Genomic DNA, 13,254 nt, shown 5'->3' on the forward strand with positions numbered 1-13,254 from the left:
CAGACTCTCCTAAAGACATGATGGCGTTTAGGCTTATCAACTTTGTCCATTCACGGTATAAGAAAGTAGTTTACAAAAATTGCATAATTAGTATAAAAAACAATAAACTAGATAGATGAGGGGTTGATGATAGAGGTGCTACAAGAAAAGATTGTGGTATTGGAGTCAGAAGTTGGTACTCTGAAAGCAGAGAATGATAAGTTAAGGACAAAAATAATTGAGCTAGAGGATAAGCTGGGTTTAAATTCAAAAAATTCATCGCTGCCACCATCGCAAGATGTATATCGCAAAAAGACAAAAAAGAAGAGCGATAAAAAACCAGGCGGGCAGCCAGGACATGAAGCGCACAAGCGGGAATTGATGGTAGCAGATGAGGTGGTAAAATGTTCAATTGATACAATTTGCATGTGTGGAAGCCAAGTTATTTTAGAAGAAGAAACTGTGCATCAAAAGGTTGAATTGCCAAAAATTAAACCGATAGTGACTGAATATAGGCTACAAAAAGGCTACTGTAAGGCGTGTAAGAAAAGGATCTCAGCTAGTCTGCCTGAAGGTGTGACAAGGGATCTTTTAGGAGCTAATGCAAAAGCAGTAATTAGCAGTTTTAGTGGATTTTTTATCAATTCAAAAAGGGAAGTACAGCAAATTTTGAGCAGCATATTTAATCTGAATATAAGCCTAGGTTTGGTATCAAAGACCGAGGGTAGAGTATCAGAAAAATGTATATCTGAATACGAAAAAATAAGAGAAGAGCTACGGAAAAGCAAGTATTTACATATAGATGAAACAAGCCATAGGAACCAGGGAAAGAAAGGTTGGAGTTGGGTAGTAACGAATAAAACAGCAACACTTATGAAGTTAGTTGGATCTCGCGGAAAGAAGATATTAAAAGGGCTATTGCCAGAGTATGATGGAATAGTTATAAGCGATAGGTATGCTGCGTATAATTACTTTAATCGTGAAAACAGACAGATATGCTGGGCCCATTTAGCAAGGGACTTTGAAAGGTTTTTTTACAGTAAAAATGTTGAAGTGAGCAGAATTGGCGCAGCATTAAAATCGCTGAGCAACAGGGTATTTGTGGTAGATAGAGCACGTAAACAAAACCTGATAGACAATTTAAGATTTTTCCGGTTAATGAGGAAGATTCGAAAAAGGGTGAAACATTTTTTGCGAGAGATAACAAGGGTTGCAAAAGGAACTCAGGCCTCGAGAATGGCTGCCAATATACTACGTTCTGAAGATATGATGTGGAGATTCGTGCGCAATCCTGATCTGATCGAGACAACCAATAACCTTGCAGAACGTCAGGCTAGACGGTACGTCATTTATCGTAAAAATAGTTTTTTCACTTGGTCAGAACGTGGAGAAAAGTTCATTGAAAGAATGCTTTCGATATTTTTGACTGCACGTTTGAATGATCAGAATCCTGTCCAGAAACTACAGAATTTAGTCGCTATTCCTGCCTAATTGGGAATATTCCGTGAACGGTTACTAATATTTTTCTAATTCCCACTTTTGCCTTGGTGCAAAGTCAAGAGAGTCTACATAGTTTCTCTGTAACCTTTCAATTCCTGTCCATCCAACCATCACTGCATTGTCTGTACATAAATTGCTTGGAGGAGAAAGCACGTTCAAATCTATGTATTTTTTCAATCTCTCCTTCAGAAAATTATTTGCTGCAACTCCACCGGTAATTACAAAATTATTGATTTTAATATTTAAAGATGAAGTGATATCAATAGCATTTCTGACTCTATCGAGTAATATGTCGCTAATACACTCTTGAAACGAAGCACACATATCGCAAACATCTTGCTTGCTCATTGCAAGCTCTTTAACTAAGTTTTTTACTGCTGTTTTAATTCCAGAAAATGAGAAGTCACATCCAGAACGTTTTATCATTGCTCTTGGCAGCTTAAATCTCATACCATCACCTTTTTTAGCTAACTCTTCAATCAATGGACCTCCAGGATAGCTTAGATCCAGCATCTTAGCAATTTTATCAAACGCTTCACCCAGCGAGTCATCAAGTGTTTTTCCAAGTTTAATATACTTACCTACATCCTGTGCAATTAAAAATTGACAATGGCCACCCGATATAAGTAGGACTAGAAATGGAAATTTAACCTCATATAGCAGCCTAATAACTAATGTGTGTGCCTCTAAGTGATTAACTGCAATAAACGGTTTTTGTGCTACATGCGAAATTGCTTTAGCCATCATTGTACCAACTATTAGTCCACCTATGAGTCCTGGTCCTGATGTTGCTGCAATTGCATCTAGATCACAAAAGTTAAGGTTAGATTTTTCTATAGCGCTTTTTACTAGACCACTTAAATGCTTCATATGAGCACGTGACGCTATTTCAGGTATTACCCCACCGCGTTTTTTGTGCTCTTCCTGAGAAAGAATTTCGTGAGCAAGGACTTGCTTATTACTATTTACAATTGCTGCTGCAGTTTCATCACAGCTTGTTTCAACAGCTAATATAGTTTTCATATATATTTGAACTCTTTAATTGTGAGAACTATAACTTGAAATGTTGAAGAAGTGAACTTTGTTCTGTTAAGCTAATTATCATCTCCAAATATAGAACCAATTTTTTTACTCCCAGAGGAAAATTTATTAGTCCAACTGCTTTGTACTTTGTTTATATCTTTAAAGGCAGTTTTATTGCTATACTCCTTTACTTCTTTATCTATTATCTTCATTATTTGTGGATCCAGGCATCTCTTTTTCCATTGGTTAGTAGCAAGAAATACTTTATTTAAATCTTGAGTGCGAATTAGATATTCTTTATCTTTAGGATAAACTTCCTGAGCCCAAGCAAACAGCTCAAAATAGCGTGCGAATAACTCAGACGCACGTGATTTTGGAGTTTGGTAAACTTGTATCTCCTTAAATATAATTTGACCAATAATTTTTTGTACCAGAATATTTGACTGCTTTAAGTTCTGCTCAATATCCTGATAAACTTTATAGAGAAATTCTTGCTCTAAGCTTAAGTTCAGTTCATTTTCAACCATATGTGAAAGTTCATGTACTATGATGTAAGGATTTGACCTTCTTAGCACAATAACATACTTATTTAAACCAGAAGAATGAATTGTCTTACACACTCCCTCTTCCATATCCACTAATCCTTCTTGATATATTTCAAACGAGAGTCTAGTTTGCTTTATTAGTGACAAAGTGAGGTTTAATGTATTTCTAAACTTCTCAAATTGATAGAGATATTTGACATATTGTATTACGTTTTCACTATTTCCTACTTGAGTTGCTTGTTTTATTAAGTTCCTGATTAGCATGCTTCATTATTAAAGGAATTTTCTTTATGCTCAAGAATTATAAAGTGTTTTCAGGAAGTATAGCTAAAAAAGTTTAATTTACTTACATTCCGCTACTTATTATTAGCCAAGAGGTATCACGTCAGTATGACTTAGGAATGTACTAGATATAAAAGTGCAATATCAAATATATTTTACTAAAAATCAATCAACTTTTCACATGTTTGCTCTTCATAAAAGAAGCTCAATGTTATCGTAGTACCAAGTTTTGCTTCACTTTGAATGTTGAAAGTCCCACCCATTAACTCTACTAATTTCTTGCTTAGAGGTAATCCGATACCTGTGCCTTCGTTTCTATATCCCGAATCTGCTTGGCCAAAAACGGACATAACTTTATATATGTCCTGCTGCATTATCCCTATTCCATTATCATGAAACTCAATAGTTAATAAATTTTTTTCTATATTCTCTTTAATAATCATTCTTATTAAACCACCTTGAGGAGTGAACTTGATTGCATTTGATAACAAATTTATTATAACTTGCTTCATTCTTTTGGGATCGGCGATAACTAATAATTGTTTATCAGATATCTCTTTCTTTAAACTAATACCTGTTTCTTTTAGTTTAGGTGATAACATTTTTAAGCACGAATCTATTATCTTATTCAGATTAAACTTCACTTTCTCTACTGTTAAACTACTTGATTCAGCTTTAGAAAAATCGAGCACATCATTAATCAAAGCAAGTAAATGTGTACCAGCATTATATATATCGTCTACGTATTCCTTGTATTTAGAGTGATCTACCGAACCTAAAGTTTCATTTTTGATCAACTTTGCAAATCCAATAATAGCATTAAGAGGTGTACGCAACTCATGTGTAACACTTGCAAAAAATTTTATCTTATTTGCATTTTCTTGCTCTAATGCCTCTTTAACCCTTTGTAATTCAATATTAGTTTTATGCTGCTTGGCTAGCATTTGGGTATTGGAAAAGTGCAAATAAAGCATTATTAGTATTAAGATAACCAGTAATAAGCCCATTAATATTGAAAATAGACTATATACCATAATATAAGAGTCATTATAGCTTTGAATGATCTTCAAAAAAAATGAAGGCTTAATGTCATCTTCATGAAATATAGGGAAAGTAGAAGTTAATGTATTTCCTGTAGCGTAAAATATTTCTTGATTGCTTAGCAATTTATCAATTTCATCATTTGTAAGCAACTGCTCATAGTCATGACCTTGAGTATTAAAATTACTGAAAATTACTCTGGCATTTTGATCATACAGTATTAAGCTAAAATTTCTTACTTTGCTTACTGATTGTAACAATTCAGCACGCAATTTTACCAACTGGTTTATGTAATCAAAACTGTTATATTTAATATGATGTTTTTCTATTAGTAAATAATGATATTTTTTTATTATACTATTTTCCAATAGATCTTTTAAGTTTGCATTTGAATTACGGTAAAAAGAAAGAAAATTATTCTTTAATGAATAACTGCGGTATATTGTGCCCAATAAAACCACAAAAATTAATAAGAATAGCGAGATAATTTTTGTATATCTATTTGTTTTTAGTGTAGTAAAAATTAATTTACTTAATTTATACATATTCTTCTCATTGTGAAATAACGTCTTTTATGGTATTAATAAAAAATTAGCATATCATACTTTTATGACAATTTCTCCTATCTTGCCAGTTTATTCTCCTGTTAACATAAATTTTTCTTATGGCAAAGGTATTTACTTGTATGATATCGATAATAAGCGCTATATAGATTTTCACTCTGGAATAGCTGTTAGCAGTTTAGGTCATGCCAACCCACGATTAACTGATGTCCTAAAATTACAAGGAGAAAAACTATGGCATATATCAAATACCTATAATATATCTACTGCCAACAAATTTGCAGAAAATTTAATAAACAACAGCTTTGCTAATACTGTATTTTTTGCAAATTCTGGATCAGAAGCAGTGGAATGTGGACTTAAAATCGCTAGGGCCTATCAAAATGGAAAAGGTAATAAAAATCGCTATAGAATTCTAACATTTCATGGTGCATTTCATGGAAGGACATTTTTAACTTGTGCAATAAACGATAGACAGAAATTTTCTGAATTACTGAATCCTTATATTGACTGGTGTGATAACATAGAGCCCAATATTGAGAGTGTAAAGAAAGCAATTTCTAATGGCATAGGTGTTATATTAATAGAACCAATACAGGGACAAGGTGGTATTAAAGTAATGAGTGAAGTCTTCATGAAAGAGCTAAGAGAACTATGTAACGAAAACGACATACTGCTATTTTTTGATTGCGTTCAGTGCGGTGCTGGCAGGACAGGAAAGTTATTTGCATATGAACACATAGAAATTAAGCCTGACATATGTGCTCTTGCAAAAGGGATAGGAGGAGGTTTCCCTCTGGGGGCTTGTCTTGCAACTGAAAAGGTTGCTAAGTACATGGCGGTCGGTATGCATGGTTCTACTTTTGGTGGTAATCCACTTGCAACTTCAGTAGGTAATGCTGTATTGGATGAATTGCTCAGCCCTGGCTTCTTAGAAAATGTTGAAGTGAGAGGTAAGTCTTTAAAAAACAAACTAGAGGACTTAGCAAGCAAGTTTCCAATGATAGAAGAAGTGAGAGGGAAAGGGTTGATGCTAGGAATAAAAGTAAAAATGAATAACCAAAAATTTGCAGAAGAGCTAAGTCACCGTGGTTTACTTACTGTTGGAGTAACATCAGATAATGTTCTAAGAATCTTGCCTCCACTCATTATCACTGAAAAAGAGATTGATGAAGGCATTGAAATCCTCACTCAGTATTTATCTGAAAAGTTCTAGTTAAAAACTAAACCTTCCTGCTCACTAGTTGTTGGCTGTATCAAAATTGCAGATAAAGCAGTAGCTACAACTTTATCAGCTACTTCATTTGTACACTTTGCCTTTTCCTGTTCTCTTATCAGTGTAAGCTCATTTATATCACTTAGTGAGTCAAATTTTGTTGCATCTTCAAATATAAAAGATTGCACGGCACTCTTCTCAACACCTAAGAAAGCACCATTACCAAACGATAATGCCACATCTAATAACTTCTGCATTAAACTGTTTTTAACAATGAATTTAAATAGCTCCTCTAACACAACTGGCACTCCAAAAGTAAAAAATGCTCCTCTCACTAAATAGGTTGTTATTTCATATAACAATGCACCACACAAGAGTGCCAGTGGTCCAAATACTATAAAACCGCAAAGTAAAGGCAATGGCATGGTCTGACCTGATGATATTCTACCTATAAGCTCCATTGAAATTATAAACCCAATAAGTAACATAGCTCTACCTAGATATGTCCTTTCTTTAGAGCGTTTGTTAAAGTTTTTCTCACGTAACTTAGAAAAATCATTGTTAACTCTGACTTCAAAAATATTATGGTTGATTTTTAATTTTAGCTCTAAGTCCTCTATTCCATGATGCCACTTATGACACCTTACAATTTCATCAATTATCGTACTAACTTGATTATTGATTTTGTATAATTTGCTTTCTTGATATAAGTTGCCTTGATAATATTTTTCTCTCAAGTCTACACAATTTAAATTCTTTAAATCACATAAAAAATCTTTGATTTCTTGTGCCATTTTATTAGCATCATCTTCGTAGCCTACAGCTTTCAAAATTGTTACCAAGTGTTTATTTTCAATTTGAGCAATTGTTCTATCTAATGCACGTATATATTGCTTGGATTGAAAATATGAGATGATTTTTTCTTTACATCTATCCTCATTGCCTTCGTACAAACTATTTCTTTTGAAACTGCTGTCATGTTCTTTGGCAATTTCTAATGCATGAACCAATACATTTTGCGCCTTCACACTACTTTCACAGTGAAAGTTTCTGATTATGTGTACATACGCTCTTGCACTGGTATCTCCAGATTTATCTATATTGTACGCTTTAGCCAAAAAGACTAAATAGTCAAACCCTGCCCAAAGATAATACATTACCTTTGTTATAGCACTCCCCACAGAAAATAAAGCTGAGCGTGTGCAAGATAATTTACCGTTGTTTTTAATTCTGTTCTCATATGAACGAAGGTATGCCTCTGTACTTTTTAAAATCCTATGTAAATCTTGTTCTGTCTTTTTGACATCAAAATCATTTATATCATGAACTTTTTCATACGTTTCTTTTATCAAATCACTAGAAAACTTCTTCAGAGCTGAATCATCAATATTTCCTAATGCATCAATATTTTTACTAATATAGATTTCTATTTTTCTTCCAAGTTCTTCTCCCATTCTATTTTTTAGCAACTTATTGTATTTATTAGTAGCTGGAAACAAAACTTTCTGACAAAATTTCTGTGGTTCGTTTTTAAAATTTGCTAAGATCTTATTCACAAATAGCTCAACTTCTTCACCTGCAGCAGCGAAAAACCATGATTGTCTGCTCTCATTACGCTCTCTATTTCTTCCAAGATTCTGTAGGGCTTCAGATGGATTATTGAACTGACTAACCGAATCTGCAAATATTGATGCAACATGATTATATTCACTATCAAATCCACGACCTTTCGATCCATCTATAACCGTTGTCAACGCATATTTAGCCAATGAATCAAAATCTCTTTTTTCATAATCACAATAAAGAGTTCGATATCCACCTATCTGATTACGTATTATCGCTGAAAAGAGTCTGTTTTCTCCAATACCAAGATCATTTTTCCCAATTCCTGCAAAGATACATTTATTTTGTTTGCAGAAATCAATGAGACTATGTAGTATACCTTCCTCTCTTTCCATGAGGTCATGGAGCTCTTTGCTTAAGCGCCAATTATCAACTATTAAGCTGCATTGCTCATTATCACTTTTACTCAGTGCTTCAATTACTGTCTTTATTTGCAGTAAGAGCTCATCTCTAGCAAATTGCTCACTAAAGCCTTTTCTCTCTAGGTAGCTTATAATATTGTTATCATTAGTGGTGCTAACATTCTTTTTAACATCTTCTATCAATTCACTCAAACCTTCTCTTCTTTTTTTATCTAAAGTAATATTATCACACTTCATTAAATATGAGAGAGTAAGATCGATCATTGAATGCATTACTCTATATTTTAGATATTCAGCAGTACTACTGAAATCCACCTTTTCTTTTAATTCAGATATCTGCTCTTCTGTCAGACTAGGATGTTGCTTTTTAACGCAGCTTATAAAGTTCGCTTCGCGTAACTTGAGCCTATAGTCTTGATAAGATATCCCTTCAGGCTGAAATTTATTATACACTTCATAACGTGTACTACCTTCATATACTAAATTATCTCTACCCTGCAACGCAAAGTTAAGATTAACTATACTATTTACATCATCAGCTAAAAGCAGAGCACTTTCTCCAATTGGGCTTTGCACATTCCATCTTATAGAAGTTAATAAATCATCGGTATCAACAAGCTTATTGTAATTAAAAACTTCTTCGCTCTCTTCAACATACTCATGAGCTGGACTGGATTTTTCTCTAGTGAACAAGCTACGCACGTTAGCAAGAAACCTAGAGAGTAGTTCTCTTGATTCTACTCCAGTTGCTTTAGTTAGCACCCACCAAACTGGCAACATTACCATACCAAATATAAACATAGAAATTGTATAGTATAGCTGCCCAATCAAAGCAGAATACAGCCAATAATTTGAAGTTAGACCAATTACAGCAGCAACATTACTATTTATAACAGGAAATAATGTAATCATAGGTATTATAGTAACAGCAATATTCACTACAAATGCTAGAGTGAAATTTGTTCTCCTATTGGTTTTTGCAATAACACTTGCTGTTTCGATGGCGTTTGCAATACAACGTCTACTCAATCTTGTCGGGCTGATAACTTTTCCGCATCTATTTAAAATCCTTCTCTTTGGTGTTGCAGTGAGGTAAGTCGTAGGATATTTCTCATCAAGCTTGCACATGTTCTCAAAATCCTGCTGCTTGTTAATACTGTCTGCTTCATCAACACTAATCCACAACTTGGTATTTTGGTCTTTAAATTTACGATCATTTTCTTGCTGTAATAACAGGTCATGTGTCACTATAATTGTTGTAGGTTTAGTTGCCTTCAGTGCATTTTTAATTTCCTCAGCAGTTTTAGGTGTCCTAATGTTTACAGTAAATGCACTGCTCATCATTTTTTTAGTTGATTCACTAGGTCACTACTTGGTACTGCAACCAGATGATGAAACCCTGCTTGGGTTAGTACATGACTCAGTATTCCAATATCGTAAGTCTTGCCAAACCCAGTTTCTGCATCGATCATAACATTACAGTTAGTAGTAGAAGGGTTGCGTAGATGTTCTAATACCCCTTCAACAACAGGTTTACGACGTGCTACTATTATAGATTCCTTTGTATCATCAAGTTTTATAGATTCACCTTGCAACTTACAGTTGATTTCTTCTAAGCCACTTATAATACTTTGCTTTTCTTGATTGCTGATAGAACTCACACATTATCCACTATAATTATCACAATATTAATTGTATGTTAATTCAGTAAATTGTCAATTCTATAGACAAAAAGCTGATTTCAACTATCATATTAATATGAATATATGCCTCGGAATAATTACTTCTCCCCATGGAATCAAAGGAGCTGTTAAGATAAAAACCTTTACTGAAAAGCCCGAAAATATTTTCCTATATGGTGAACTAATAAGCGGAAGTGAAAATTATAAAATAAGCTTGGTGTCTGTTGTCAGTAATAATTTAGTAATAGCAACAATTAGCGGTGTGAACTCCCGTAATGAAGCAGAACTTTTAAGAAATAAAAAGTTATATATAGAGAGAAATAAGCTACCACAATTAAATGATGAGGATGAATTTTACCAAAATGATCTTGTGAATATGGAAGTAAGATTAGAAAGTAATGAATTATATGGCTATGTGAAGTCTGTACATAATTTTGGCTCAGGGGATATATTAGAAATTTTGGTTATCAGCACAAAAAAAAACATTATGCTATCTTTCACTAAAGAAATATTTCCATACATCAACATGAAGGAAAGATATATAGTAATCAACATGCCAGAATTCATTGGCCAATAAAAATTTTGATATTTGTATAAAGTTATTTATAATCATCAGACTAAATTAAAAGTGTAATTATGGCAGAAAGGGCTAATGATATCAGGCCAGGTCAGGTACTAGAACATAACGGTGGTTTATTTTCGGTTATAAGTATTATGCATACTCAACCTGGTAAGGGTGGTGCATATATACAAGCTGAAATGAAAAATATCCAAACAGGAGCAAAGTACTATGAGAGGTTTCGCTCTGATGCAACAATCAGAAGGGCAATTTTAGATGAAGAGGAATATGTTTATCTCTTTACTGAAGGGAATATCGTAAATCTTATGCATCCAAGTAGTTACGAGCAGATTGTTATAAATTTAGACTTATTAGGGGAAAAGAAGGCTTATTTGCAAGATAATATGAAAATTAAAGTAGTAACTTATCAAGATAAAATAATTTCTGCACATGTGCCTGATCACGTTACACTAACTGTAAAAGGAACAGAGTCTGTTATCAAAGGGCAGACTGTTACTGCTTCTTATAAGCCTGCAATTTTGGAAAACGGAATACGTGTTAACGTGCCTCAATTTATAAAAGAAGGGGATAAAATTGTAGTACATACTCCTGATAACAGCTATTACGAAAGAGTAAAAGAGTAAATGGCCATTTCATCACCACGAATCAATGTGATGCTTGATTCTGTACGCAGTGCCTCCAAGCAGCTTATACGTGATTTTAATGAATTGCAAATTTCAAGCGTTAAGTCAGCAGACTTTATCAATAAAACTTATTCAAAATCCAAGCAACTTATATACGATTGCTTGAAAAACTACAACCAGAACTATGACTTTATTTTTGAAGACGATGTGGGCCAAGATCTAAAAGACGGCGGTTATACTTGGTTTATTATGCCTATAGAAGGCAAGGAAAACCTTTTTAGTTGTATGGTTTATTTTGCAGTATCAGTTTGTCTCATTCATAAAAACAGAGTTGTAGCAGCTGTGATTGATGCTCCAGCGCTTAGAGAAACTTTCTGGGCAGAGGAAAAGAAAGGAGCTTTTCTTGAAGATTTCAAATCTCGCCATGTAAAAATGCGGATGAAAGCTCGTGAAGGGGGAATAATAGACATAAGTGGTAATTTGTTAAATAAATTACCACTTGACAATAATAATCTACGCTCCCTTGGCTCAACGGTACTAGGTTTTGCATATCTTGCTGCCGGAAGATACAATGGAATAATTTACTCTGGAATTAATAAATATAAAACTTCACTCGGTAGGCTTTTTCTGCAAGAAAGCGGTGGGAGATTAAGGGAAGATAACGCGCTTGTCATTGCTGGAGATATAAACTAAAGTTCATTCAAAAGAGCAAAAGTCACGTAGTGAAAATAATAAATGGTCTTACCTACCGCTCATTGCAGCAGGGTGGCAAAATAAGATAGACGAGAAAAGACAACTATAGGAACAAATAGGTGTCATTCCAGCACGTGACACTAGAATCCAGATTGTTTAGACTGGATCCTATGGTCAAGCCATAGGATGACAAAAGAGTAAACTTTACCTGTGTGAGCTATAGATCCCAGTGTTAGCTACTTTCATGACAAGAAATAAAGCACTGATTTTGTACATTAACCATGCTTTTAAATAGATACCTTATTCTTGGCAACTTTAAACTCAACAACAGACACAAACAGACAATTTCTCAAAAACTTTTACAAGAGATTTTGTTAAATGCTCTATCATTTCATTTGTATGGTAAGGCGTAGGAGTAATACGGAAGCGCTCAGTCCCCTTTGAAACTGTTGGGTAATTTATATGTTGTACATATATTCCATACTCATCAAATAACAATTTTGATGCTTTTTTGGACAACTCAGGATCGCCAATTATGATTGGAATTATATGAGTTTCTGTTTGCATAAAATTCACTCCTGCGTTTCTCAGTGAGTCTTTTACCTTTTCAACAGACTGCTTTTGCTTCTCTCTTTCAACATTGCTCGATTTTAAATGCTCAACGCTTGCCTTTGCTGCTGCTGCTAAAACGGGTGACATAGCAGTAGTAAAAATAAATCCTGGGGCTGAACTTCTTATTACATCCACCAAGCTCTTTGAAGACGCTATATATCCACCCATCACTCCAAAAGCCTTTGATAATGTACCCTGAATAACAGTTATTCTATCCATCAAACCTTCTCTTTCTGCAATTCCGCCACCGCGCGGTCCATACATGCCAACTGCGTGTACCTCATCCAAATAGGTAATTGCATTATACTGATCTGCTAGATCACATATCGCTTCAAGCGGTGCTACATCACCATCCATTGAGTATACAGATTCAAGTGCTATTATTTTCGGCGTTTTTATATCTATAGACTTTAGCAACTGCTCTAAGTGATCAACATCATTATGCCTAAATATGTGCTTCGGTCTTTTTCCTGATTTTATACCTTCTATCATTGAAGAATGGTTTTTCTCATCTGAAAAAATTACCACGCCCGGAATAACAGACGATAAAGTACTAAGTGTAGTTTGGTTGGCAAGATAGCCACAAGCAAAAGTTAAAGCAGCTTCTTTTTGATGCAAGTCAGCCAAAGACTTCTCGAGCTCAACAACTTCCTTTGTTGTACCTGATATATTTCTTGTTCCTCCAGCACCAACAGATGAATTTTGAATAGCAGCAATGACACTATCGTTTTGTGACATTCCCAGATAATTATTACTGCACCAGACAATAACCTCTCTATTTCTTTCATAATCCATAATATAGGGAAGTTTGCCAGGTAATGACGCAAAATGCGTAAATTCACGATAGCGCCCTTCTTCTTTTATATCTTTGATTTTATTTAAGAATATTTCTTCGTAGTCTACCAAGTTTTTATCTATTAACAACCAATA

The 13,254-nt window shown here is 34.1% G+C and carries 11 protein-coding genes; 5 read left to right on the forward strand and 6 right to left on the reverse strand.

Annotation, left to right across the window (positions count from 1 at the left end):
* Positions 1–126: 126 nt before the first annotated feature.
* Positions 127–1,470 (forward strand): IS66 family transposase, encoded by a 1,344-nt coding sequence (gene tnpC / locus OPR58_RS00575; RefSeq protein ID WP_265022247.1) that lies wholly within the window; start codon positions 127–129, stop codon positions 1,468–1,470.
* A gap of 24 nt (positions 1,471–1,494) precedes the next feature.
* On the opposite strand, the gene tsaD is transcribed toward tnpC, so the two are convergent.
* The 3 genes from tsaD to OPR58_RS00590 all read right to left on the reverse strand — a co-directional run bounded on the left by tsaD (position 1,495) and on the right by OPR58_RS00590 (position 4,915).
* Positions 1,495–2,502 (reverse strand): tRNA (adenosine(37)-N6)-threonylcarbamoyltransferase complex transferase subunit TsaD, encoded by a 1,008-nt coding sequence (tsaD, locus tag OPR58_RS00580; RefSeq protein ID WP_265022762.1) that lies wholly within the window; start codon positions 2,500–2,502, stop codon positions 1,495–1,497.
* 71 nt (positions 2,503–2,573) lie between these two features.
* The gene (locus OPR58_RS00585; protein WP_458694757.1) at positions 2,574–3,311 is read right to left on the reverse strand and encodes a WD_0702 family putative metalloprotease; all 738 of its coding nucleotides are present in this window, start codon (positions 3,309–3,311) and stop codon (positions 2,574–2,576) included.
* A gap of 176 nt (positions 3,312–3,487) precedes the next feature.
* On the reverse strand, positions 3,488–4,915 hold the full coding sequence (locus OPR58_RS00590; protein WP_010403276.1) for a sensor histidine kinase: 1,428 nt from the start codon (positions 4,913–4,915) through the stop codon (positions 3,488–3,490).
* 64 nt (positions 4,916–4,979) lie between these two features.
* On the opposite strand from OPR58_RS00590, the gene OPR58_RS00595 reads away from it, so the two are divergent.
* The gene (locus OPR58_RS00595; protein ID WP_265022764.1) at positions 4,980–6,149 is read left to right on the forward strand and encodes an aspartate aminotransferase family protein; all 1,170 of its coding nucleotides are present in this window, start codon (positions 4,980–4,982) and stop codon (positions 6,147–6,149) included.
* On the opposite strand, the gene OPR58_RS00600 is transcribed toward OPR58_RS00595, so the two are convergent.
* On the reverse strand, positions 6,146–9,382 hold the full coding sequence (locus OPR58_RS00600) for a hypothetical protein (protein ID WP_265022765.1): 3,237 nt from the start codon (positions 9,380–9,382) through the stop codon (positions 6,146–6,148). The genes OPR58_RS00595 and OPR58_RS00600 overlap by 4 nt on opposite strands.
* A 92-nt stretch (positions 9,383–9,474) precedes the next feature.
* Positions 9,475–9,795 (reverse strand): DEAD/DEAH box helicase family protein, encoded by a 321-nt coding sequence (locus OPR58_RS00605; protein ID WP_265022766.1) that lies wholly within the window; start codon positions 9,793–9,795, stop codon positions 9,475–9,477.
* Between the two features lie 97 nt (positions 9,796–9,892).
* Between OPR58_RS00605 and rimM the strand changes: the two genes are divergently transcribed.
* From rimM to OPR58_RS00620, 3 genes are read left to right on the forward strand one after another with little or no spacing between them, the layout of a single operon-like run.
* Positions 9,893–10,393, forward strand: a complete 501-nt coding sequence (rimM, locus tag OPR58_RS00610; protein ID WP_007302194.1) for a ribosome maturation factor RimM — start codon at positions 9,893–9,895, stop codon at positions 10,391–10,393.
* 59 nt (positions 10,394–10,452) lie between these two features.
* Positions 10,453–11,019 (forward strand): elongation factor P, encoded by a 567-nt coding sequence (efp, locus tag OPR58_RS00615; protein WP_010403241.1) that lies wholly within the window; start codon positions 10,453–10,455, stop codon positions 11,017–11,019.
* Positions 11,020–11,712, forward strand: a complete 693-nt coding sequence (locus OPR58_RS00620) for an inositol monophosphatase family protein (protein ID WP_007302192.1) — start codon at positions 11,020–11,022, stop codon at positions 11,710–11,712.
* Between the two features lie 321 nt (positions 11,713–12,033).
* Here the strand turns inward: OPR58_RS00620 and hemA are convergent, their stop codons facing one another.
* Positions 12,034–13,230: a 5-aminolevulinate synthase gene (gene hemA / locus OPR58_RS00625; RefSeq protein WP_211908736.1), complete on the reverse strand. Its 1,197-nt coding sequence runs from the start codon at positions 13,228–13,230 to the stop codon at positions 12,034–12,036.
* Positions 13,231–13,254: the final 24 nt, after the last annotated feature.

The organism is Wolbachia endosymbiont (group B) of Ischnura elegans (genome assembly GCF_947251585.1).
Taxonomy (GTDB): Bacteria; Pseudomonadota; Alphaproteobacteria; order Rickettsiales; family Anaplasmataceae; genus Wolbachia.